Consider the following 23,321-nt stretch of genomic DNA (forward strand, 5'->3'; position numbering starts at 1 on the left):
GGGCTATTGACAGTGATCGCACACTCCGTGCACCGTTACTTCATAGCTCTCCATCCTCAGACCGTTCCGTAGCTGAGCTGTGTCCATCTGCTGAAACTGCTCCCAGGGAACATCTTCAATGCTACCGCAGTGTTTGCACCGAAAGTGATGGTGTAGTCCTACGTTGGCATCGTACCGACACACTCCCTCCTCTAGCAGTACGTCACGTATCAAGCCAACATCTCGCAGCGCCTGCAGCGAACTGTATATAGTTGCCTGAGAAGAGGTTGGACCATTCTGGTTCAAATCTTTCAATAGCTGCTCTGCCGTCGGATGGTCTTGGCGACCAAGTAAATTAGCATACACAGCAAACCGCTGAGGCGTCACCCGCAGACGCTTTGACTTCAGCGTTTGTACAATTTCGTCTGCTTGCTGTGACATAAGCCTTTTCCTCAAACTCAACTTGCAGATAGCCTAAGACTAAAGCCAGACTATGCATTCGATACTACAAATGTAACACTTACTTCCCAGAACGCCATTTAGATCGTAGTGATCCGTAATCATTTATAGTTCCTTTAGTTGATAAATTTCTAAATAAGAACTATTCTTAGATAGGTGCAATGAGTTCATAGTCAACTCGCCTAGTCTTAGCTGCCTTTTTAGAGCTACCTGCTAATCTACTCTAGTTAGCAGTTGAGCTTTGCAGCCAGCTGCTAGTCGGTTGCCTTGTTTGAACATTTCAAAACGCTCACCTGCACTCAACTTTTCGCTAATCACTAAATAGGAGCTTGCTTTTATGAGTCTCGATAATAAAGTCCCCAAGGTTGTTTTCAAGACTCGCGTTCGCGATGAATCTGTAGAAGGTCCTAACCCTTACCGTTGGCAAGACACTACCACCGAAGATATTTTCGCTGGTAAAAAGGTTATTGTCTTTTCACTTCCTGGCGCATTTACACCTACGTGCTCATCTAATCACCTTCCTCGCTACGAAGAGCTGTATGACGAGTTCAAAGCACAAGGTGTCGATGATATTTACTGTATCTCGGTTAATGACGCTTTCGTGATGTTCCAATGGGGCAAACAGCAAGGAGCAAGTAAGGTCAAGCTACTGCCTGATGGCAACGGCGAGTTCACTCGCAAAATGGGTATGCTCGTCGATAAGTCTAATATTGGCTTCGGCATGCGCTCTTGGCGCTACTCCATGCTTGTTAATGACATGACTATTGAAAAGATTTTCAGTGAGCCCGATATGGGTGACAACTGCCCTACTGACCCCTTTGAAGTCTCTGACGCAGACACAATGCTTGCCTATCTGAAAGGAGAAGACGCACCCGGCGTGGTTGAAGCGATCAAAGAGTTTGTTGGTTAAGGGTTCTTTGGTTGAAGCTGAATTCAACTATGAGAGTAGGAAGCTATAAGCAAGCGATAGTCTCGTTTCATGCCTTCCTACTTTCTGGTTCTTCTTGCCTTTCGTCCTTTCTACTACTGAGCAAAGCCTCTATGAAACTCAACAGCGCTAACATCGAAACAAAACTAGATACTCTATACGATGCTGTCGTCGTCGGTGGCGGCATGGGAGGACTTTCCGCGGCGATCTACCTAGCTCGCTATGGCTTAAAGTGCCTCGTTATCGAGAAAGGAAGAGGTCGATCGGTTTGGATGCAAGAGACCCGTAACTATCTAGGTATAAATCCTGATATGCCAGGAGCTAAGATTTTAAGCCATGGAACTCAGCAGGCGATCGGCTGGGGAGCTGACCATCTTAGAGCTTTTGTAGAAAATGTGACAGACGAAGGCGAAACGTTTGCTATCGATGTCACGGTTGGCAAAAAGAACGGCAAGTCCTATCGATTGCACAGCAAGTATGTCATTGCAGCTTCGGGCGTAATGGATGTACTGCCAAAGCTAGAGGATATGCAGAATGTCTACGACTACGCGGGCTATACGCTTCATGTCTGTATGATCTGCGATGGTTTTGATATGTGGGATCAAAAGGCAGTGCTGATCGCAGGTAGAGAAGCGCAAATTAACGCAGCCTTTGTCCTGAACTGGTTTACGCCCTACATTTCCGTCCTCACTGATGGGAAATATCCTGTTAGCGAAGCGATGAAGGCTAAGCTAGCTGATCATGGCTATCCGCTTTACGAGTCGCCGATTGCTAAATTTGAAGGGGAAAACCATCAGCTAAGCGGTGTTACCCTACTTGATGGCACGACTGTAGAAGCGACTACTGGTCTGATCAGTATGGGATCTATCTATCACAATCACTATCTCAAAGGGATTGAGGAATTGACCTGGGATGGCGAGAATCTAGTCACCAACAATATGACTCAGACAACTCATGATCGCATCTTCGCTATTGGCGATCTAAAACAAGGGCTGAATCAAGTAACGATCGCGGTTGCCGATGGTACCAAAGCGGCCACTCAGATATGGCGAAATATTCGCCGTGCTAGCGAACCTCGTAAATGGGAAGCTAACATCAAGGAAAACAGCATTAAAGAAGTCGCTGTGGCTGCTCGCTAAGCGAGGATACGCTCTCCCACCTCATAGGTGGGACAAGAATTCCTTGGGATACATAGCGACTTTGAACAGATATTGGATAGGCTTGGCTATGAGAGTCATAGGCATAGCTCCACTCTTTCTCATAGATACCGACATCAATAAAGTAGTCTCCAGCTGCTATATCTAGACGGTCGATCAAGAGTCTGAGTGTACCTGAGCGCTCTAATAGCACAACAGTATGGGTAAGATCTGATGTTGTGACGTCTAGGTATTTCTGACCGTCTAGCCCATGAATAGACAAACTGAAGTTGGCTGAGTCTACCCGATGCTCGTTTTTGTAGTCGATCTCTATGCAGAGAGGATCGCCTGTGGTGAGTAGGTCGCTAGGTAAAGCACGAACGTCTACGATTTCTACTTTCAAAGAGCCAAATCGATTATCGTTCGTTCTCAAAGGAATTCCTGAGCGGGTCGTTGTTTCAGGTAGATTTGGAGTAATCCTCTGAGTTTTTGCCATCATGTCTGTAGCATACTGATCTGTGACAGCATTTGGTTCCCCGTATGCTCTAACTGTGCCTTTTTTTAGCCATAAGGCGCGATCGCATAGCCGCTTTACCTGGTCAATATCGTGCGAGACCAGCACGATGGCACAGCCCTGCGCCTTCATTTGAGTAATACGAGTCAAGCACTTTGTTTGAAAAGAGATATCACCTACTGATAGGAACTCGTCTACTAGCAGGATATTAGGATCGGTATGAACTGCAACTGAGAATGCTAGTCGCATCATCATTCCAGTGCTGTAGGTACGTACCGGATTATCAATAAATCCTTCTAACTCGGCAAATTCAACAATACGATCAAATCGGCGAGCAACTTCACAGCGGGGTAGTCCGGCAACAATCGCAGTGACAAAGACATTTTCTCGGCCAGTCAAATCTCCATGAAACCCGGCACTTAAATCAAGTAGTGCCCCGACCCGGCCGCGCATAGTCAGTTTGCCCTCGGTAGGGTGAGCGACTTTTCCTAGCAGCTGTAGTAACGTAGATTTTCCAGCCCCATTGTGGCCAATAACGCCTACCATCTCGCCTACAGCCACTTCAAAGCTGACACCTTTAAGCGCCCAAAAATCTTCAATAGGCTTGACTTGCCGCAAACCAGATAGCGCAGCTTCCATCAGAGTAGTTGGCTTCTTGGCATGATAGCGATTAAACCGCTTACCCAGATTTTCAACGAAGACAGCGCTTTCCATCCAAATCTCCTCTACTTAGATTTCTTCTATGAAACTCAAACTTTGTCGCTTGAATACTTTGTATCCAATGGGTAGCAGTATCAGCGTCATGCCAGCCACTATCATCAAAGCGCTCCAGTCTGGCTGCTCACCTTGAATCAAAATCTGTCGGTAGCTTTGGACTAAAGGCACCATTGGATTGAGTTCGTAGAGTCGCCGATATCTATCAGGAATGCTACCAGACTCATAGAAGATGGGTGTGAGATAGAACAGCAGCTGGAGTAGAACACCTAGCGTATGCTGAGTGTCACGAAAGGTGACATTGAGTGAAGCAAGAAGATATGAGAAAGCAACTGTTAAACAAAACTGTAGTAGCTGAAGTAGCGGCAAAAGTAGAATTAGTGGTGTCAGTTGCACACCATCAATCAGTAAAAAAACAAATAGGATGGGGAGTGCTAGGACAAAATGGATGAGTCCGGTAGTGACTACGATGACAGGTAAAATTGTGTTTGGAAAACCTGGCTGTCGAATCAGTGGACGACTGTTGATGATGACACCGGTCGCCTGAAATAAACAGGTCTGAAACCAGTTCCAGACCAGCAGTCCGGTAAATACGTAAGAAGCATACTGAGGAATATCAATTTTAATAATGACTTGAAAAACAAAGATAAAAACCAGCAGCTGCAGCAGAGGACTAATTAGAGTCCAAGCAATGCCCAACGTAGAGCGCTTATACATCAGCTTCATATCGCGATCAACTAGCGATCGCAACAGATCCCAGAGATATCGAAAGCGCCATCGACGGCTCAAGTTATTTTGTGAAGATTGAGGGCTCATCAGCTAACACGATTTTTGGCAAGTTGAAGTGGCTTATTAACTTTGAACCTTATTGACTTTGAATCATGTAGGCGTCACTAGTTTCTTCATCGTGAGATACCCATTCGCTGCGGCCTTCTTTGCTCACGCGCAAACGCGATCGCCACAGCGACCACGGCCCCGCCAAGTTGCCCCAGATTTCCAGCAAAATCAAAGAAAGTGGGTAATCACTCTTTCGTAGCAATAGTTTGACGATTCGATAAGCATGGTAGGTAGGAAGTCCTACAAAAATTTGATAGAGTCCGCGCCAGTCACCGTCTCTTAACCAAGTTGTCAGGTTATAGGAGACATGACCTTTGCTATAGCCATATAGCTGACGGCGTAGCGCTTTATTATCCTGGCGATGTTTGTGCCATAGATAGGCAGAAGGCTCGTACAGCAGCGTATAGCCTGCTTTGATAGTTTTGTAGAAAAGATAGGTATCCTCGCCAACGCCAGAAGGCATGCCAGGTCCTAGCGCTTCATCCATTAGACCAATTTCAGCAACTGAAAATATGCTGGCTCTAAAAGCAGCATTAGCAGTTGCACCCAAGCTCCATGTAGGAATCGCATAGCGAGGAGATTCTTCGAACCAGTCAGCGTTAACTTCTTGGGAAACAAACCCTCTACCCAGTCCGCCGTATTTTTCAAAAAACTGCTGAGATGGCGTTTCTAACTGTAGTGGCAAGACATTGCCAGTCACAATCATCACATCTGCTCGAACAAAGGGAGCCACTAGCTTTTCTAACCAATCTTCAGGAATAGTCACATCATCGTCTGTGGCGATGATGATATCGCCAGTGCAAGCGGAGAATCCAGCATTACGTGCGTAAGCTAATCCTTGTCTCGTCTCGCGCACCAGCTTGACCTCAGGAAAATCTGCAACAATAGGCGGAGTCAAGTTTGAACTTGGGTGATTGTCAACGACAACAATTTCTACTTCGCGATCAGTCTTTTGCGCCTGCAAGCAAGTCAAACAGTTACGCAAATCGTCTGGCCTATCGAAGGTTGCTAGGTTAATTGAAACTTTAACGCCTTTAGGTAGCTTCGTTTTTTCTAAATTGGTTTTTTCTAAATTGGTTTTCTCTAAATTAGCTGAGGCACTGTAGCGATCCGATAGCACAGCGTAGGCTCTATAGTAAGGATTTCTATCGTCGTTAGGATCAAGATCTAGCAATCTATAAAGGATTGTCTCTGGAGAGTCGGTATCCTCACTCTTTGAAAGAAGATAGTACTCTAGAGTACTAACACCGATCGATTTATATCCATTTGTAATATCTCTAGCGCAAAGGGGATGCCCTTGCCACGAAAAGAAAACGCGAACCTGGCTGTACTGCTCAACGTCTGTAATAGGCTGTAGTGAGCTTTCTAGCCGAACGTGACGGACAGCTATACTGCCTACTAACTTTTGCTTACCTTGCTTTTTGTCAGGTGATTCCTGAGAGGGCTGGTCCGTAGATTTAGTTAGCTCTTGAGTAAGCTCCGGCAGGCGACGGAATCGCTGTTTATATTGTTCAATGTGGCTAAGTCCTGGACTTTGAGAATTCCGTTCATTATCATCGGCATCATTGGCTACTTTCTCAACCTGACGCCGCGCTTTGGCATATCGAAACAGCCCCACAAAGCTACCTTTCAGCTCTGCCCAGACTAGCTCTGCTGGAACCTTTGTAGGATGCTTGAAAGAGATCCAAGCGCGTCGAAGATGCCAGGAGACAAACCAATATAGACCTATCGTCAAAAACTGGAAGAAAGATTCAGGATAGCAAGCCATACCACAGGCCCAATAGGCGTAGAAGCCAATACCATTGCTGGCGATCTGAGTTTTTAGCTTCTCATAACTACGACGATGGCAGTGCCTCACCATAGCAGTAGGCACATAAGCTAGAAGATTGTTGCTTTCAACGACCCTGAAGAACATTTCGAGATCTCCCCCGCCGTTAGTGACCGTGCCTACATCTAGGGCCGGATCGAATCCGCCAATTTCTTTGAAGATAGATCGTCGATAGGCCATATTAGCGCCCGTGCCATACTGTCCGGCGCCAGTCATCCACCAGGGAATCGGTTGCCCATCAGGCACCCAGTATTCTTGATAGTCAAAGCCTTTGCCGAATCCACCATAAGCTTCAAATAAGACCTGAGCTTCGGTTTCTAGCTCATAGGGAACAACCAGGCCTGTGACCGCCATCACGTTCTCGTTTTCAAAGACTTGAGCGATCGCCTTTACCCACCCCGCATCTACCACCACATCATCATCGGTGTAGGCAATAATCTCACCTTTAGCCTCTAGAATAGCTCGGTTCCGGGCCCAGTCCAATCCTGGATTAGGCTCTTGGACATAGCGAACTTGAGGATAGTCGGCTGCGATTAACGCCTTAGTTGCTTCCGTCTGAGGCGCGTTATCAACTACTAGGACATCTAGCTGAGGATAGTCTAGCTGAGAGATAGCGTCTAGACAGCGCCGAATATCTTCAGGGCGATCACGTGTACAAACAGCTATCGTTACGAGCGGCCACTCACCGTCGTATTCGACTGGCGGCAAGTCAATGAGTTCTTCTAGTTTTAGTGACTCTAGCTGCTTTGGAGAAGCCAACCCATTCTTCAAGAGCTGAGTGATAATTGCTGAACCTAGCTGCGCTAAAATGAGCTCGCTAAGCGTGGCCCCACTACATTCACCCAGAGTTACTGGCGCTCTAACGTATCCAAGTGGTACACCATACAGTCGAACCAGTCCCTGAACACCCATATAACCAGCAAGTTCTGTCAGTGTAGAGATAGGTTCAGAAAGTTCGATATCAACAACTTTTATAGGATGTAACATGATTAGATTCTTGGGGGCTGGAGTAAATGCAGCTATTGTGACTGGGACTAGATTTTGTTACTACTAGATCTTCGATAAAGTCCGATGTAGCACAGACCCTACAAAGAGTTTGAGAGAAACTTTTGGGTGATGGACTTTTGTAGAGTTAATTGCATGGAAAAGCCTATTCAAAGGCACTTCAGATGAAGAAAGACTAAATATGTCAGTTGACTTTCGAGTATGTCGATTTTGAGCATTCCGATCTAGTCGCCCAATCAAGCTTTGAAACGGTAGAAGATATAGTCCTGGTCGCAGCAGTACTAGAGGATCAGTTTTGATAGCCCTGCGCAGCCAAGAAAGAGTCTTACGGAAGGAACCTGTTTGATTACACTGCTGCGCCAGATAAAGATAGAAGCTGCTCTTAGAAAGACGATATAGGTACTTAGGAATCTGAGGATGTTTCTTTTGAACAGATGCCAGCATCACCTGTTGCGATCTAGCCATTTGATTGAAGTCTTGAGACATACTGCTAGCAATTTTGCGATATCCTACCAGAAACTCTGGGACTACTTCGAATTCACACTGCCCAGCCAAACGCAAGTACAAATCCCAATCTTCGCATCCTTGAGCTTCACAGTTCCTCAGCTCGGTGCTGTAGCCACCAACTTGATCTAGATACGTCTTTCGAATCAGCGTGGAGCTAGCATTACCTAGAAAGTTATGGCAGATCAGTGTTTTCAAAACATTTCCACTAATCCTGGCAGCATGGAATCCACCAGTAGGCTGGCCTTGCTTATCAATGTCTATCGACCAGGTATACACAACGCCTGCTTGTGGCGCTAGCAGACGAAACTTATCAACCAGTTTTTCTAATGTATTTTGACACCACACATCGTCAGCGTCGATTGGGGCGATGAATACTCCGTTAGCTGCTCGAATCCCTACATTTCGAGCGTTCGCGACCCCCTGATTAGGCTGTTGTAGAAGCTGAATTCGACTGTCATGCTGTGCTAAGGCTTCAACGATAGCGGATGTGTGATCGCTAGATCCATCATCAACCACCCACACTTCTAAATTGCGGTAAGTCTGAGCGCTAATAGACGCTAGCGTCCTGGTGATAAAGGTTTCTGCATTATAGGCCGGTACAATCACAGAGACTAGAGGTTCTGCTGATAGTAGAGACTCTTTATCTACAGACTTATGCATTTACGATTAGAGTTTCCTTTTAAGAGTGATTCGAGCTATGCCGCTTTTGATGCCACTGCCAGGCATGATCGATAATGTCTACTAACTCTGGGTAGCGAGGTTGCCATCCCAGTAGAGTAGCCGCTTTATCGCTATTGCCAACTAAAGCCGGCGGATCGCCCGGTCGTCTGGCTTCTTCGACGACCTCAATCGGACGACCTGTCACCGCTTTAGCGGTCTCGATCACCTGTCGAACTGAAAAGCCACTACCATTGCTTAGGTTGATTTTCTGGCTGGAGTTGCCTTGCAAAAGATGGTCTAGTCCCAGCACATGAGCATCTGCTAGGTCGCTCACGTGAATATAGTCTCGGATGCAGGTACCGTCAGCTGTAGGATAATCTTTCCCGAAGATTGAGACCGAATCGCGTTTCTGTGCTGCTGCTAGCACCAGTGGAATCAGATGCGTTTCTGGCATGTGGTCTTCTCCGAGATCACCTGATGGATCTGCTCCGGCCGCATTGAAGTAGCGAAAGCAAACTGATTTGAGACCATAGGCCCGGTCAAAATCATCTAAGATTTGCTCAACCATCAGCTTAGTCTTGCCATACGGATTGACTGGCCGCTTATCATGCGTTTCCAAGATTGGTAGCGTATCGGGGACGCCGTAGATAGCACAGGTTGAGGAAAATACCAACTTATCAATGCCGGCCTCAACCATCGCCTCTAGTAGCGTCAGTGTGGCACAGACGTTGTTGGCATAATATTTTGCAGGGTTGGTGGCAGATTCTCCAACGTAGGCATAGGCCGCAAAATGGACAACCGCTGCCACTGAATAGGTTGAAAATAGTTGTTCTAGAAGAGCGCGATCACCTATATCACCTTCGATCAACTTGGTTTTGAGAACGTTCTTGACTAGGTCTCGGTGTCCATAAATAAGGTTGTCAAGGATCACAACCTCATACCCAGCTGCCTGCAAAGCCTTAACGGTATGAGAACCAATATATCCACCGCCACCTGTCACTAGCACTGTCTGTGTTTTCGACTCTTCTAAAAGCTGCATGTTGTCTCTTGATACATTCAGATTCGGTAGATATTTTGGCAAGATTTGATTTCTTCAATCCTCATCTGCATAGCCTGCCTAAACATAGGCCATGATTCTCTGAAGAATAGTTGACAGTCGATAGGATGTACATTGCATCCGAGCTGCTATCACCCATTCATCTGTGAAGCTTGACGTGTTGTCATATAACAAAGTACTAACTTAGCCAAGCACAAATACGTAGTCGCTAAAGCTATAGATGCACAAATCATTAACAAACTGCTAAGAACATAGAGAACACATGAAGTGAACTATGCTACCTATTCCTTACCAAGCACCATGGCCGCTTAATAACGGCCTGCTGATGACACTTTATGTAGGGTTGCGCGCTAGCAAAAATTGGGAAAAGACGCTTACACAGCCTGAACCGACTTATCACGAGAAGATCTTTACAGGCGCACAAGCAGTGCCTATCTTTGGACTAGTGGCTATTCCACCTCATCCAATCGGGACAGTTGTGGGTACCTACGGTATCACAGGCGACCTAGAAGACCAGTGGTTTTTGAGACTGATGGCTCGTAAAGCCTATGCACGTGGCTACGCGGTCGTCATCTTTGACTGGCGCGCTCATGGTAAAACAGCAAAGCTTTCGCCAGCATTGACCTCTGATGGACTCTATGAAGGGGAAGATTTTGTCCGGATCGCAGCAGCGGCTAAGCATATGGGCGCTCCGGCACCGTTTTGGTTCACAGGATTTTCTTTGGGAGGGCTGCTAGCTCTATGGGGGATCAAAGCAGCGCAAGAGCTTTCTGCATGGGGAGCTGATCTGGGTATAGATAGCGAAGAAATTGCTGGGGGAGCAGTGATCTCTCCGGCGCTAGAGTCCTTGCGATCGCTAACCTATCTTGCTCAAGCTCCCTTAGGAAAGTATCTTGAAAAAGCCATTACCCGCAAACTTAAACAGCTGCTTAATCAACTGCAAGCAGACCATCCCACTGCCTTTGACTCTGCTGCTGTAGACCGGGTCAATAGCATTTGGTCTTTTGACCAGGAAATAGTGATTCCCCGACTAGGTTTCAAATCCGTGGCTGACTACTATCTTGCTACCAGCGGCCTCTATATATTGCCAGCACTCACTAAACCAACCTTTATTCTCTATGCCGCAGATGATCCGCTCTTCGATCCAACGCTTGTTCCAGATATCGAGTCCGCCTGCGCAAACAACCCAGCTATCGATCTGTCCACGAGCGAACATGGGGGACATGTGGGCTTTATTAGCTCGTCTATGTGCCAACAAAAATATCGGGACATCGATCAGTGGTGGGCGTGGAATAGAATTCTAGAGTGGTTTGGAGCTAGTACTCCTTAGCACCTCAAGCAACTGAGGAACGGGGTGCGCACCTTCGACCTCTTCAAAGGTTGCTCATTAAAGGTTGCTCATTTGTTTAGAGAGTACAAAGGTTTAGGAAGCGGGCTCTTCAGCTGTGATAAGTTGTTTTTTACTTGGATAACAATAGATAGTAGATAGTCACCAATAGTCATCCGCACAGCTACAGGTCTTGTCGGCTTGTATCCGATAGAAGACGCTGATTGGAGGCTTTCACAGCGATTTGACAAAGGCAGCATAAATTTAGGGACACCTAAGAATGTCAGCAGTCTCCTGGTCAACAGAAGAAAGGTTACGTCTTGCAAAGCTCCAGGACTACTGCATCCTAGATACGCTTCCTGATACAACCTACAATGAGCTCGCTGAGCTAGCCGCCCATGTCTGTCAGATGCCAGCGGGTTTGGTCACTTTTGTCGATACTAATCGCTTGTGGGTGAAGGCTAGAGTGGGCGCTGATATTAGCGAAACACCTCGCTACCTAGCGTTTTGCGATCAGACTATTCGACATGTAGACACGCTAGTCATCGAAGATGCTCAGCAACACCCTGAGTTTCGCAACAATCCACTGGTCGTAGGTCCACCTTACGTCCGGTTCTACGCAGGGCATCCGCTCATAACACCTGATGGTTATGCACTCGGGACGCTTTGCGTACTTGACTATCAGCCAAGACGAATGAGCCCGCAGCAAATAAACGCGCTTAGGATGCTCAGCCATCAGGTCGTAGCGCAAATGGAACTGAGCCGCCAGGCTCATCAACTTCAGCAAGTCAACAACAGTCTAGAACAGCGTGTAATAGAGCGCACCAATAGCCTGAGCACCTCTTTACACCGCTTGCTCAAAGTCCAATCTGCTTTGCTCAAACGCGAAGCTACCTCACGCCACAACGCCTTACACGATCCGCTCACCGGTCTACCCAACCGGAGTTACTTCTTACAACGTCTTGAGCAATCTGTTCAGCTTACCCAGCGCAATTCCAATCATCAGTACGCGGTTCTATTTATAGACCTCGATAGTTTCAAGCCTGTTAATGACACGCTAGGACACGAAGTTGGTGACCAGCTGCTAACCCACGTCGCTAATCGAATCAAACGGCTGCTTCGCAAAAGTGATTTGGTGGCGCGCCTAGGCGGTGATGAGTTCGCAGTCTTGCTTGATGATATTGCTGGTAAGAATGAAGCGATTACAGCAGTTCGACGAATTCAATGGCACTTGGAACAGCCATTTACAGTTGCTAATCGACAGCTCTCGATTTCTGCGAGCATAGGTATTGCTCTGAGTCAGCTAGGCTATCAGCAAGCAGAATCGGTCCTAAGAGACGCGGATACTGCTATGTATCAGGCCAAACGTCTGGCTAAAGAAAGAAGCCAGATGGAGATAAATCTTCAGCTTAACCACCTGGAAGAGCAGGCTAGCTCACCGATTGTTGTTCAAGAGACCAACCATAACGCTCAACAGTTTGTGGTGTTTGATAGCCATATCAAGAGTCGGACTCAGGCTCGTCTAATACTTGAAGACGATTTACGTCAGGCGCTGATACGCGGCCAGTTTAGATTACACTATCAACCCATTTTCGAGCTCAAAACCCAACAACTAGCCGCCTTGGAGGGACTACTGCGCTGGAATCATCCTAGAAAAGGGTGGGTCTGCGCAAACGAATTTATTCATATTGCAGAACAGATTGATGTTGTTCGTCAGCTTTCTCCCAGTCTAATTGACCAAGCTTGTCAGCAGCTAGTCAAGTGGGGGGTTTCGGCTGACAGCTATGCTGGAAGTGATCGTGCTTACTCCTTACAAAACCTTACGAACAAGGAACGATCGCCCCACATTGCCTCGGACCTCAAGCTACATCTCAATCTCTCTGCCAGTCAACTGCGATCGCCCCAGCTAGTTCCTCTTTGGCAGAGCGCACTGGAAAAGCACCAGCTCAACGGCTCACGCTTTCAGCTAGAGATTGACGAATCTCTATTACTTACTGAAGAAACCACCATTGCAGCTAATCTAAAAGCACTCAAGGCACTTGGCTTGAATCTTTGCATAGATGGTTTTGGCAAAGGACACTTTTCCTTTAGCCGATTACATCAGCTAGAGGTAAATTCACTGAAGATTGATCCGGTCTTCGTTGCCCAAGCTTTTGATCATAAAGACAACGTCGATTTGCTTAAAACGATCAATGATTTTGGTCGAAGTGCCAACATCACAGTGATCGGTAGTGGGATAGAAACTACTCAACAGCTCGAGTTGCTCATCTCGCTAGACTATCAGCTAGGTCAAGGAAACTGGTTAGCCAACGCCTTAGCGTCCGAGCACATTGACAAAGCTATTTCAAAGTAAGTCTCTCTCTATCTCTAGCTAGCTATTCTAGAAATCCAGATTGAAACGGCTGCCGCAGCCAACAGCGTAGGTGTTAACCAATCGCCCCAGCGTACGTAAGCACTTCGACTCTGTCTTTTGTATAAGGTGGCTAGATAAGTAACCGACGTGTTTGGTTGAGATATCCAATGCAATTGCCCCTTTGGATCGACCACTCCAGAAATACCTGTATTGGTTACTCGCACCATCCAGCGATCATTCTCGATAGCTCGCATCACATCTTGCGCCTGTTGCTGCTGCATCTGCCGAGACGGATAGGGATCGTTATTTGAAGCTGTGAAAATCACCTGTCCACCTCGATGTACCTGCCCTTGAAACAGGGCTGCAAATGCGGACTCATAGCAGATGCCTGCCGCCATTGGACCTAGCGGCGTTTCTAGGACCTGGTCAAATCCACCGGGTACCAAGCTTTCTCCATAGGGCGATAGCCGACTAATTACAGCGCCGACTACTGACTCAAAGGGGATGTACTCTCCTAGGGGGACTAGCTTCACTTTTTTGTAGCGCCCGCCAATACTACCTTCTGGAACTAACGTCAGCAGGCTTTGGGTCAAAGGCGTCTGACTATTTTCAATATCCTCGTGAACAAATGTTCCTAGCACGAGCGGAACCCCTTTTTCTACAACGGCTCTTAGCAGTGGATTGCGCTCTTGTAGAAAGGTATTCCATACTTGCGGGATTGCTCCTTCCGGGGTGATGACTAAGTCAGCGCCATCATTTGCTAGCTGATTGTAGCCGGCTAAGTAGGTGCGACGTGAAGCCTGAACTCCTTGAGCAGTTAGCTTCTCGCGAGTGGGAACATTCCCCTGAATCAGACCAACTGATAGCTTATTATCAGCGCTATCGACAAGAGGCCGTGCGTAGAGTCCCCATCCAACTAAGTGCAACACCAGGAAAAGTCCGATCGCCCGTATCCACCATTGATTCAGGCCTGTCTTTTGAACCGTTTTAGAGTTTTTGACTATTCCATGACTAGGGTGTGAGTATCCCCAAGCTCCTTCTGCGATTAGTCCATTTACTGCCACAATCGCGGCGGTCACTGTAATCGGTCCTGATATCTGGCCGAGCTGCAGTAGCCACAGGTTGCTTGGACTTTGGGTATAGCTCAGTGATGTCCAGTACAAAGGGCCGCTGCTCCAAACCCATTCAACAGCACACCATAGCGCTGTGCCTAGCATCACGCGACTCACGCCAGTCACTAAAAACCTGCGCGTGACTATCCACATCAGTCCAAGCCAGCTCAGTCCAATCGCTGCGCCCCAAAGCGTGATAAACCCCCAGGCAAAGAGGGCGATCGCGATACTCCCCAACCAGGGCACTCCCATCCAGGTCAACGGATGTAACCCAGTGATCCACGATAGCGCCGTTCCATGGTAGGCAATTCCCCAGAGGGCGCCCCCCAGAACATATCTAGCGACAGTTTCTTTATTAGAGAGTGGGCAATATACCAAGGACCATAAGGGCACCATCGCTAGCCAAGCGAGTGGCCAGGCGTTCACCGGGGTAATTCCCATCAGCACGCCACCGCCCAACAGCCATAGCCAACGTTGCCAATCGAACAAAGCTACCTTCGTATCGTCTGCCTTCTTAGGCCCACCTTTGCCTAGCTGTATCGGTTTTTTCAATATCTCTACTCAGCTCAGCTTTAATTATTCCAGCCTCATAAGGATAAGCCTTGTAGGTCAGAGTCAGCTCGCTTGGTATAATCCTCAACTTAATAGGCCTATTCTTGTGGCCCATTTAAGAGAGGAAAACGATGGCAGACTGGCAAGTGGTTACAGGCGGCGTCACCGCACCCAAAGGATTTCGGGCCGCAGGGATTGCAGCAGGATTGAAACCTTCTGGCTCGCCTGATCTAGCGCTGATTGTCTCTGACTGTGAGGCGATCGCAGCGGGCGTATTTACAACCAGTCAAGTTCGCGCTGCCTGTGTTGATTACTGTCAAGAACTGCTCGAAACTAAGCCATCGGCCAGAGCCATTTTCTGCAATGCTGGTCAGGCCAATGCCTGTACAGGAGAACAAGGAAAACAGGATGCGATCGCTAGCGCCAACGCGATCAGCACGGCTCTTAACCTGCCCGAAAACAGTACGCTGATAGCCTCTACAGGCGTCATCGGTCAGCGTATCAAGATGGCACAGCTGCAAGCGGGTATTCCCAAACTCGTCAGTAGCCTTTCTGATGAAGGTGGAGCGTACGCTGACAGGGCCATTGTCACGACCGATTTGATCACTAAATCCATCGCCCTCGAAACCCAGATGGGCGATCGCCCTGTCCGCATTGGCGGAACAGCCAAAGGTTCTGGCATGATTCATCCAAATATGGCCACCATGCTTGCGTTTGTGACCTGTGACGCCGCTGTCTCATCCCCGCTATGGCAAGATATGGTCCGCCGAGCAACCACTAAAAGCTTTAATCAAATTACTGTCGATGGAGACACTAGCACTAATGACTGTCTGCTTGCCCTAGCCAATGGAGAATCACGCACGCCTGCTATCACCGAGCCTGGACCGGAAGCGGACAAGCTAGAAGCGATGCTCACAGAAGTTTGCATTCACTTAGCTAAGTCTATTGCCCGCGATGGAGAAGGGGCTACTTGCCTGATTGAAGTTTCGATCACAGGGGCTATGAGTGATCGCGCAGCCGGTCAAATCGCTCGCACAGTTGCGGGGTCATCTCTGGTCAAATCTGCCATATTTGGTCGCGATCCGAACTGGGGCCGGATTGCTGGAGCTGCCGGACGGGCGGGCACTCCCTTTGATCAAACCGAACTTAGCATTGCTCTGGGGGACTTCACTTTAATGATGGACGGTACACCTCAGTCTTTTGATCGGGCCGCTGCAAGTGCTTATCTAAAACAGTGTGCTGAACGTAGCACCCTAGCAATGTCCAAAATTTTGCTCAGTAGCACCCAAAGTAGTAACGATCTAGTCATTGCTGATACTCAAGCTCCTTTTGAACGTCAGAGCGATGCGATAGAAGCGCTATCTCATCCAGTAGTCATTTCTGTTAGCGTAGGAAATGGTCCTGGCGCTGCGAAAGCCTGGGGCTGCGATCTGAGCTATGACTACGTCAGGATCAATGCAGAATACACTACTTAAGCGCTAGATCTATAGACAATAGTTTTATCGAAAATAGTAGGCATTAAGAAACTAAGATTTCACCAGTTCGACTACGTTCTCTCTAGATCGGATAATCACGTCATACCCTGCAAAAAAGTCATTGCCTAGCAGACCAATACTAATGGCACCGCCGATGCTCACTCGCGCATCCTTCAAAGTCAGCGAACCCATCGAGATAGTACGCGCCTGACCAATATCAAAAGTAACCTCAGCATCACTAGCGGTCGCTGCCACCATCTGTTCTATCGTTTCTATCCCTAGTTCGTTGGCCATTTGCCGGGTAATCAATGTACGGCTAGCGCCCGTGTCTAAGATCATGTCATAGGTTCGACTACCGTTGAACGTGACCTGTACTACTGGCGTCCCGTGCAGCCGTCGCACAATTGGAACCCGCACCCGCTGGTTGCCTGCTGCTTGATCTGCAGTGCGATCACCTTGGGACGCTGCTTTCTCCAAGGAAGCCGCAGGAATAGAGGCTAAAGGAACATGGACCTCGGTTTGAAGCTGTTTAATTCTGGCTTGGGTTTGGGTGGCGTTATGGGTATAGTCTGCTATTTTTTGCTGAGCAGATGGATAGTGTTCACTATCGGCAGTGACTTGCTTAAGCTGATCAGCTGCTCTGGTCCATCGGCTAAGCACCAGATTCCAATCGTCTGGAGAGATCGCAGATTGGCTAAGCGTATCGGCACTAACGGCTAACTCTATCCCCAGTTGATAAGCATCTAAGGAGGCTCGAATCGAGTTAGCTTTTGTAGCTTCAGATGCGGCTTCAGTAGCTTTAGCTAGATTGGTTGTATTCGCAGCGGCTGAGCGTCCTAATCCTAAGTCGTCCTGCTGGCTATTTTGCTGCGCAGGTTGATCACTAGCCGAACTAGCTCGCTTGGTGGGCGTTTCATTCTCTGAACTGATGTCTGTGATTGTAGATATCGGCTGACAAGCGTAGCACGCGAATCCGACCAAACTAGGCAATAATATGAAGCGATGAAAAAAGGGACGGCGAGCCATTAGGAATTTGTAGAGTGCCTCTCTCTACCTTGCCCCAACCGAGCTGGTCTTCTATTACGTCTTATACGGATTTTCTTGACGCCCTACTATGTTTAACCCCGCTGCCCAACCTGCTTTGCTTGTCTTAGAAGATGGCTCTATATACAGAGGCTGGTCTTTTGGGGCGACGGGTACATCGATGGGAGAAGTCGTTTTCAATACGGGCATGACCGGCTATCAAGAAGTCATGACTGACCCAAGCTACTGCGGTCAGATGGTAACGTTCACCTATCCAGAGCTAGGAAATACCGGGGTCAACCCAGAGGATGAAGAGTCGGTGCGACCTTATATCAAAGGGGCGATCGCAAAAAATGTATGCGATCGGCCAAGCAACTGGCGCTCTACCCAGTCCCTAAGCGACTACCTGATAGATCACCAGATTCCTGGCATTCATGGTATCGATACTAGGGCACTCACCAGGAAGCTGCGCAGCGTCGGCGCGATGAATGGCATTCTCTCTAGCGAAATCTTAGACCCAGACGAGCTGCTCAGACAGCTACAGACGCTGCCTTCTATGGAGGGACTTAACCTAGTCAAAGAAGTCACCACCGATAAAGTTTACGAGTGGAAAGAAATCACTGAAGAAAACTGGGCCTTTACTGCCTCAGACACCGATTTAGTAAACTCTCAAGGCGTTGATCAACCTCCTTTAACTGTTGTCGCCATTGACTTTGGCATTAAACGTAATATCCTCAAGCGCCTTGCTAGCTATGGCTGTAAAGTCATTGTTGTACCAGCCGACACCTCCGCCGAAGACGTCTTGAGCTACCGGCCTGACGGTATTTTTCTTTCTAATGGTCCCGGGGATCCCGCTGCTGTCACGGGTGCTCCTGCAGTGACCCAAGCGCTGCTAGCGAGCGAGCTGCCGACCTTTGGAATCTGCATGGGTCATCAGATCTTGGGACTATCTCTGGGCGCAGACACTTTTAAGCTCAAGTTTGGACATCGCGGCCTCAATCAGCCCTGTGGTCTTACCGAACAGATAGAAATCACGAGTCAAAATCATGGGTTTGCCCTCGACGCAGGTTCTATCGACGAAGAGCAAGTAGAAATTACGCACCTTAACCTCAACGATCAGACCGTTGCTGGCATTCGTCATCGGCAGCTGCCTGTGTTCTCGGTGCAGTACCACCCAGAGGCTAGTCCAGGCCCTCATGACGCCGACTATCTATTCGCTAATTTTGTCCAAGCCATGCGCGAGCGATCGCGCTCATCTCAAGGGCAGGTACCTGAGCAGAAGTAAGCATAAGAAAGTATGCAAAAAGCTGTATTGCAGTTGATAGTATCTTGTCCTATACTTAATCGTCATATTGTTGTTGAATGCTAGGCATACTAGGAGGATCCCATCGCTGAGTCGCTTACCCTAACAGTGAGTCTAAGAGGCACCCGCGAAGTTAGAGGGAAATGTCAAATCTTCCGCCTTACTGGACTTTTAGACGCTTTTTCTGAGCCCACTTTCCTTAAGGTTCTCAACAAGTATATTGAGGACGGTCCAGCTCATATCATCTTGGATCTCTCTACGATAGACTTTGTTGATAGCTCCGGCTTGGGTGCACTCGTTCGTCTGGTCAAAAAGGCAAAAGGTGAGAGCGGCAGCGTTCAAGTGGTCAGTAATCCTCGGGTTACTCAAACGGTTAAACTAGTTCGATTAGAACAGTTCTTATCTTTACAGCCCAACGTAGAGGCTGCGCTCGAAAATCTTAAAAATTGAAAACTCAAGCAATAGAAATTTAGATCTAATTTTTTTTTGACCTAAAGGATTATGCATCGAGTTTTTATTAGAACTTTCTGATATGGGAAATTCTCCCGACCAAAGCTTCAAGCAGCTGATAGATGCGCAGTTTGTAGATGCTAGGGCATGTCCCACATCAGAGTACAACCGACTAAGCGCTAGCGAGCTGAATACGATTTCTCCGATTTCGTTAGCCTATATCGGGGACGCTGTTTTTGAGCTGTATGTGCGATCGCGTCTTCTTATTCCTGCCCAACGCATTCGCGACTATCATCATCAGGTCGTGACTCAGGTCAAAGCAGAACAGCAGTCGCACTTCGTTGATCTGCTTAGTCCTGTTCTCACGGATGCTGAGAAAGATATTGTCAGAAGAGGCCGAAATGCAACTACTGGTAAAAGCCGGCGAGCCAGGGGGCAGGACTACCAAAAAGCAACCGGCCTAGAAAGCCTCATTGGGTTTCTCTATCTCACTGACCAGCCTAGATTAATTAGCTTATTGAACCAGCTATCCGACAAAGCTGGCTTTTAGGAAGCGGACCTAGCCGCTCTAAGCTAGGTCTAGAGACAGTACTTTGACACCTTAATTTTCCCGTCACGATCTACCTTAGTCACCATCTAACTATGAGGACTCCCTCGTGAGCAGCCCAAAACAGCCGTCCAATTCATCAGAGGATTCTTTCGAGGCGCCTCGCAAAAAAAGCAAAAGACCTCACTCAAAACCAGGTGCTAGGCCTGGCGGGAAACCCAGTTTGAGATCTAGCGGTAAGTCCAGTGCTAAATCTGGAGACAAGCCTAAGCTACGTAGCGGAAAATACGCAAGTTCGCCCAGCGGTTCCAAACGAACCAAGTTCGGAACGAGGAAATCATTTGACCCGGATAAATCAAGCTCGAAACCAGACTGGCAAAAGGGCGATCGCCCTAGAAAGTCAAGCGACCACTTAGGAAAGTCTAGAGTAGAAGGTAATCGTATTCGACAATCTTTCAGCAGAGACCATCTCGATAGTCGTTTTGAAAGCATAGATGAAGACACTAGCCCTGACCTGATATACGGACGTCATGCAGTTGAAGCGGCAATTGAAGCTGGCCGTTCGCTCAACCGTCTATGGGTAAATGCCAAACTTCACTATGACTCACACTTTAGGCCCTTGATTGCGACAGCCAAAGCCAACGGTAGCGTTGTTGACGAAGTTGAAAACGTGCGGCTTAGTCAGATGACCCAAGGCGCCAGTCACCAGGGAATTGTGGCTCAGGTCTCTGCCTATGAATATGTAGATCTAGAAGTGCTAGTCCAGCAGGCAAAGAACAAAGCGCGTCGTCCGGTGATCGTAGCTGCGGATGGAATTACTGATCCCCATAACCTAGGGGCAATTATCCGCTCGGCGGAGGCGATTGGCGCTCAAGGCATCGTCATTCCTCAGCGTAGAGCCGTTGGTGTGACTTCTACCGTAGCCAAAGTGTCGGCAGGTGCCTTGGAAAATATACCGATAGCTAGAGTCATTAACCTGGGGCGCGCTCTAGAGTACCTAAAAAGCAACAGCTTCTGGATATACGGACTCACGGCAGAAGCAGCCCAGTCAATTCATACGACAGACTTTTCAGCGCCAGTAGTCCTAGTTGTCGGCGCGGAGGGTAGTGGGCTGAGTCTCTCTGTTCAAAATCTTTGTGATCAGCTTGTTTCTATTGAACTTAGCGGCAAAACACCTAGTCTCAACGCCTCCGTAGCTACTGGCATGGCTCTCTATGAGATCTACCGTCAAACTTGGATAGATAAGCTACCCGTACTTACTAGAAAAAAACTACAAAAGGGATCGGTAGAAGCCTCGAAATTAGAGCGAATAGACAGTTGAAAGAGATCGGGGATGGTAAACGAATACACTGATTCGGATTAGATTTATCAATACTATTCTAAAGGGACTCACAGGCATATATTCTCCCAGAACAATATAATTAGATACGATTTGTCTGTAGAAGAAACAGTTGAACTATCGGTTCAACTGTTCTACTTTCTACTCAAGATTTAATTTCAACTATCAAAGAAAAACTGTCCACAATACAAAGCATTCGCCAAACTGTAATGAAAAACTTCTTTAGCGGTCTGTTTAGTTTCTTCTCTAATCCTTGGTGGGTAAAGATCACAACGGCAGAACCTAATTGTGTTTATTACTTCGGCCCATTTGATGATGAAGCGCAAGCTACTCAAGCTAAGCCGGGCTATATTGAAGATCTTCAAAAGGAAGGTGCTTTGCAAATTCAGACCAGCTTGCATAATATTCCAGAGCCTGCAGAGCTTACCATCGAACCAGAGAATACAGCTAGTGCGGTAACGATGGTTCCGGTAGGCAGTTAGCCCTTACGAAGCAATCTGCAGTACAGAAAGGATGCGCTCTTACTTTGTCTTGGTAAGCACCCCTGAAGCCGTGCGAGGGAAAGGGTCTCACCGCTGTCTTGGTAGGCATGCCCTAGTACCATACGCCGATGCGTCTAATCGCTACAGGTAGGGTACCCATCGCTCCGTAATGGTTTTAGCCGATAAGTATGTCCTTAGCAACTCTATGAAGGCGATAGCAATAGCCCTACTTAGTCGAGGGTTGTTCGCCTAGTGATTCTATCAATCGATCGATTGCTGCAAGGTCTGGCTGCCAGCGGTAGACGCTAAGCTCTAGCTTACGCCTGTTGAAGACGATCCCCTCACCTTCAAGCAAGCTTTGCTGAAGATCGTCGTTACCATCTCTTAACGACGATCTAGAAACCTCCCCCTTGGCATTGATGACCCGATGCCAAGGTATTTCCATACTATCGACGACTCTATAGAGCGCGTAACCAACTACCCTAGGCTTACCGATTAGTCCAGCCAAATCAGCAATTTGACCATAGGTAGCGACTTTACCGTACGGGATCAACTTGACAATCTCGTAGATTCTGGGGTAACACGACGTTTTTGTTGACTTCTTTGTCATAGATTCATGTTTTGTCTATTGACTACACCCTAGTCTGCTTCACTGTTAGGGGCTTCGTGATCGCTAGTCGTAAAACAGTAAGGACAAGCCAAGACAACAAGCGATCGCGCCTTCACCTTCATAACCTGATCGCGCTCGTAGACCTCTCCTTTCTCAACGAAACCATTTGGATCACTCGTATCCAACAGAACCGACCACTTCTGAGCATTCACAGCGCCTGGTACTGTGAATTCTAGAGGGTTCTCAGATGGATTGATAAAGAGTAAAAAGCTGTCGTCTAGAATGCGCTGACCCTTGTTGTCTAAATTGGGGATCTCAGCGCCGTTCAAAAAGATATTGATTGCCCTAGTTGAGCTATCGTGCCATTCACTGTCGTCGATGGCTGTGCCATCCGGGTTGAACCAGCCGATATCTACAACGCCAGAGCCGTGGATCTCTCTACCAAAGAACCAGTGATGGCGGCAAAAGATAGGATGTGCCTGTCGGAATGCAATGAGTTTGCGGGTGAACGTTAGAAGCGATCGCGCCTCTTCATCTAGCTGCCAATTAAACCAAGAAAGTTCGCTATCCTGACAGTACGTGTTGTTATTTCCTGACGTTGTTCGAGCGATTTCATCACCCCCTAGCATCATGGGTACTCCTTGGGAGAGCATCAGCGTTGCTAGATAGTTACGCCGCTGCTTAGCTCGAAGCGCTAATATCTCGGGATCGTTTGTCTTGCCTTCAGCCCCACAGTTCCAAGAGCGGTTGTAGCTTTCGCCATCTCGGTTGCCCTCCCCATTAGCTTCATTGTGTTTTTCGTTGTAGCTAACCAGATCGTTGAGCGTAAAGCCATCGTGAGCCGTGATGAAGTTGATACTGGCATGAGGCAACCGACCATCGTCTTGATAGAGATCTGAACTGCCAGTGAATCTAAACGCAAAATCGGCTAAGCTACAGCGTTCACCTCGCCAGAGATCTCGAATCGTATCTCGATACTTTCCATTCCACTCAGACCATAGCAGTGGAAAGTTGCCTACCTGGTAGCCGCCCTCGCCTAAATCCCAAGGTTCCGCAATTAGCTTGGTGGTTGAGAGCACTGGGTCTTGATGGATGATGTCGAAAAAGGAAGAAAGTCTATCTAC

Annotated in this window: 19 protein-coding genes and 1 pseudogene; 10 read left to right on the plus strand and 10 right to left on the minus strand. The window is 47.8% G+C overall.

What is annotated here, in order from left to right; translation table 11 throughout:
* Window positions 1-3: 3 nt before the first annotated feature.
* Complete coding sequence (locus tag S7335_RS17320; RefSeq protein WP_006457425.1) at window positions 4-420, minus strand: Fur family transcriptional regulator; 417 nt, start codon at window positions 418-420, stop codon at window positions 4-6.
* Between the two features lie 355 nt (window positions 421-775).
* Here S7335_RS17320 and S7335_RS17325 point away from each other — a divergent pair, with 355 nt between their 5' ends.
* Together S7335_RS17325 and S7335_RS17330 are read left to right on the plus strand one after the other, a co-directional pair.
* Window positions 776-1,348 (plus strand): peroxiredoxin, encoded by a 573-nt coding sequence (locus tag S7335_RS17325; protein ID WP_006456605.1) that lies wholly within the window; start codon window positions 776-778, stop codon window positions 1,346-1,348.
* A gap of 131 nt (window positions 1,349-1,479) precedes the next feature.
* Window positions 1,480-2,505 (plus strand): NAD(P)/FAD-dependent oxidoreductase, encoded by a 1,026-nt coding sequence (locus S7335_RS17330; protein WP_006455033.1) that lies wholly within the window; start codon window positions 1,480-1,482, stop codon window positions 2,503-2,505.
* Here S7335_RS17330 and S7335_RS17335 read toward each other — a convergent pair.
* From S7335_RS17335 to galE, 5 genes are all read right to left on the minus strand, one after another.
* A complete protein-coding gene (locus tag S7335_RS17335; protein ID WP_006457541.1) occupies window positions 2,477-3,730 on the minus strand; it encodes an ABC transporter ATP-binding protein in 1,254 nt (417 codons plus the stop codon). The two genes, S7335_RS17330 and S7335_RS17335, sit on opposite strands and share 29 nt — an antisense overlap.
* Before the next feature lie 15 nt (window positions 3,731-3,745).
* The gene (locus S7335_RS17340) at window positions 3,746-4,546 is read right to left on the minus strand and encodes an ABC transporter permease (protein ID WP_006453384.1); all 801 of its coding nucleotides are present in this window, start codon (window positions 4,544-4,546) and stop codon (window positions 3,746-3,748) included.
* Window positions 4,547-4,595: 49 nt separating this feature from the next.
* The gene (locus S7335_RS17345; protein ID WP_006455496.1) at window positions 4,596-7,382 is read right to left on the minus strand and encodes a glycosyltransferase family 2 protein; all 2,787 of its coding nucleotides are present in this window, start codon (window positions 7,380-7,382) and stop codon (window positions 4,596-4,598) included.
* 63 nt (window positions 7,383-7,445) lie between these two features.
* The gene (locus S7335_RS17350) at window positions 7,446-8,567 is read right to left on the minus strand and encodes a glycosyltransferase family A protein (RefSeq protein WP_006453644.1); all 1,122 of its coding nucleotides are present in this window, start codon (window positions 8,565-8,567) and stop codon (window positions 7,446-7,448) included.
* A 19-nt stretch (window positions 8,568-8,586) separates the two neighbouring features.
* The gene (galE, locus tag S7335_RS17355; RefSeq protein ID WP_006455644.1) at window positions 8,587-9,606 is read right to left on the minus strand and encodes a UDP-glucose 4-epimerase GalE; all 1,020 of its coding nucleotides are present in this window, start codon (window positions 9,604-9,606) and stop codon (window positions 8,587-8,589) included.
* Between the two features lie 292 nt (window positions 9,607-9,898).
* On the opposite strand from galE, the gene S7335_RS17360 reads away from it, so the two are divergent.
* Both S7335_RS17360 and S7335_RS17370 read left to right on the plus strand, forming a co-directional pair.
* Window positions 9,899-10,954 carry a YheT family hydrolase gene (locus tag S7335_RS17360; RefSeq protein WP_006454036.1) on the plus strand — a complete coding sequence of 352 codons (1,056 nt, stop codon included), beginning with the start codon at window positions 9,899-9,901 and terminating at the stop codon, window positions 10,952-10,954.
* A gap of 277 nt (window positions 10,955-11,231) precedes the next feature.
* Window positions 11,232-13,304: a bifunctional diguanylate cyclase/phosphodiesterase gene (locus S7335_RS17370; RefSeq protein ID WP_006455670.1), complete on the plus strand. Its 2,073-nt coding sequence runs from the start codon at window positions 11,232-11,234 to the stop codon at window positions 13,302-13,304.
* Window positions 13,305-13,318: 14 nt separating this feature from the next.
* On the opposite strand, the gene lnt is transcribed toward S7335_RS17370, so the two are convergent.
* Window positions 13,319-14,968, minus strand: coding sequence for an apolipoprotein N-acyltransferase (lnt, locus tag S7335_RS17375; protein ID WP_006455200.1), 1,650 nt, complete (start codon window positions 14,966-14,968; stop codon window positions 13,319-13,321).
* Window positions 14,969-15,099: 131 nt separating this feature from the next.
* On the opposite strand from lnt, the gene argJ reads away from it, so the two are divergent.
* Window positions 15,100-16,443: a bifunctional ornithine acetyltransferase/N-acetylglutamate synthase gene (gene argJ / locus S7335_RS17380; protein ID WP_006455301.1), complete on the plus strand. Its 1,344-nt coding sequence runs from the start codon at window positions 15,100-15,102 to the stop codon at window positions 16,441-16,443.
* A 51-nt stretch (window positions 16,444-16,494) separates the two neighbouring features.
* Here the strand turns inward: argJ and S7335_RS17385 are convergent, their stop codons facing one another.
* Window positions 16,495-17,469 carry a TIGR02281 family clan AA aspartic protease gene (locus tag S7335_RS17385; RefSeq protein WP_006457668.1) on the minus strand — a complete coding sequence of 325 codons (975 nt, stop codon included), beginning with the start codon at window positions 17,467-17,469 and terminating at the stop codon, window positions 16,495-16,497.
* Window positions 17,470-17,557: 88 nt separating this feature from the next.
* On the opposite strand from S7335_RS17385, the gene carA reads away from it, so the two are divergent.
* From carA to S7335_RS17410, 5 genes are all read left to right on the plus strand, one after another.
* The gene (gene carA / locus S7335_RS17390) at window positions 17,558-18,751 is read left to right on the plus strand and encodes a glutamine-hydrolyzing carbamoyl-phosphate synthase small subunit (protein WP_006453469.1); all 1,194 of its coding nucleotides are present in this window, start codon (window positions 17,558-17,560) and stop codon (window positions 18,749-18,751) included.
* Window positions 18,752-18,877: 126 nt separating this feature from the next.
* Window positions 18,878-19,219 (plus strand): STAS domain-containing protein, encoded by a 342-nt coding sequence (locus tag S7335_RS17395; protein WP_038016465.1) that lies wholly within the window; start codon window positions 18,878-18,880, stop codon window positions 19,217-19,219.
* 82 nt (window positions 19,220-19,301) lie between these two features.
* Window positions 19,302-19,769 carry a Mini-ribonuclease 3 gene (locus S7335_RS17400; protein ID WP_006456830.1) on the plus strand — a complete coding sequence of 156 codons (468 nt, stop codon included), beginning with the start codon at window positions 19,302-19,304 and terminating at the stop codon, window positions 19,767-19,769.
* A gap of 106 nt (window positions 19,770-19,875) precedes the next feature.
* Entirely contained in the window at window positions 19,876-21,087 is a 1,212-nt protein-coding gene (gene rlmB, locus S7335_RS17405) for a 23S rRNA (guanosine(2251)-2'-O)-methyltransferase RlmB (RefSeq protein ID WP_198011386.1), read from the plus strand.
* Window positions 21,088-21,314: 227 nt separating this feature from the next.
* Entirely contained in the window at window positions 21,315-21,587 is a 273-nt protein-coding gene (locus tag S7335_RS17410; RefSeq protein ID WP_006456506.1) for a DUF1816 domain-containing protein, read from the plus strand.
* Between the two features lie 226 nt (window positions 21,588-21,813).
* Here the strand turns inward: S7335_RS17410 and S7335_RS17415 are convergent, their stop codons facing one another.
* On the minus strand, window positions 21,814-22,197 hold the full coding sequence (locus tag S7335_RS17415; RefSeq protein ID WP_038016466.1) for an MGMT family protein: 384 nt from the start codon (window positions 22,195-22,197) through the stop codon (window positions 21,814-21,816).
* Window positions 22,198-22,226: 29 nt separating this feature from the next.
* Window positions 22,227-23,321 (minus strand): annotated as a pseudogene (locus S7335_RS26940) (glycogen debranching enzyme); the annotation flags it as partial.

It is taken from the genome of Synechococcus sp. PCC 7335, assembly GCF_000155595.1.
Classification (GTDB): domain Bacteria; phylum Cyanobacteriota; class Cyanobacteriia; order Phormidesmidales; family Phormidesmidaceae; genus Phormidesmis.

Bases quoted from the DNA above. Each gene is read 5' to 3' on its own strand.
- S7335_RS17320 (WP_006457425.1), bottom strand. From the start codon at position 420: ATGTCACAGCAAGCAGACGAAATTGTACAAACGCTGAAGTCAAAGCGT.
- S7335_RS17325 (WP_006456605.1), top strand. From the start codon at position 776: ATGAGTCTCGATAATAAAGTCCCCAAGGTTGTTTTCAAGACTCGCGTT.
- S7335_RS17330 (WP_006455033.1), top strand. From the start codon at position 1,480: ATGAAACTCAACAGCGCTAACATCGAAACAAAACTAGATACTCTATAC.
- S7335_RS17335 (WP_006457541.1), bottom strand. From the start codon at position 3,730: ATGGAAAGCGCTGTCTTCGTTGAAAATCTGGGTAAGCGGTTTAATCGC.
- S7335_RS17340 (WP_006453384.1), bottom strand. From the start codon at position 4,546: ATGAGCCCTCAATCTTCACAAAATAACTTGAGCCGTCGATGGCGCTTT.
- S7335_RS17345 (WP_006455496.1), bottom strand. From the start codon at position 7,382: ATGTTACATCCTATAAAAGTTGTTGATATCGAACTTTCTGAACCTATC.
- S7335_RS17350 (WP_006453644.1), bottom strand. From the start codon at position 8,567: ATGCATAAGTCTGTAGATAAAGAGTCTCTACTATCAGCAGAACCTCTA.
- galE (WP_006455644.1), bottom strand. From the start codon at position 9,606: ATGCAGCTTTTAGAAGAGTCGAAAACACAGACAGTGCTAGTGACAGGT.
- S7335_RS17360 (WP_006454036.1), top strand. From the start codon at position 9,899: ATGCTACCTATTCCTTACCAAGCACCATGGCCGCTTAATAACGGCCTG.
- S7335_RS17370 (WP_006455670.1), top strand. From the start codon at position 11,232: ATGTCAGCAGTCTCCTGGTCAACAGAAGAAAGGTTACGTCTTGCAAAG.
- argJ (WP_006455301.1), top strand. From the start codon at position 15,100: ATGGCAGACTGGCAAGTGGTTACAGGCGGCGTCACCGCACCCAAAGGA.
- S7335_RS17385 (WP_006457668.1), bottom strand. From the start codon at position 17,469: ATGGCTCGCCGTCCCTTTTTTCATCGCTTCATATTATTGCCTAGTTTG.
- carA (WP_006453469.1), top strand. From the start codon at position 17,558: ATGTTTAACCCCGCTGCCCAACCTGCTTTGCTTGTCTTAGAAGATGGC.
- S7335_RS17400 (WP_006456830.1), top strand. From the start codon at position 19,302: ATGGGAAATTCTCCCGACCAAAGCTTCAAGCAGCTGATAGATGCGCAG.
- S7335_RS17410 (WP_006456506.1), top strand. From the start codon at position 21,315: ATGAAAAACTTCTTTAGCGGTCTGTTTAGTTTCTTCTCTAATCCTTGG.
- S7335_RS17415 (WP_038016466.1), bottom strand. From the start codon at position 22,197: ATGACAAAGAAGTCAACAAAAACGTCGTGTTACCCCAGAATCTACGAG.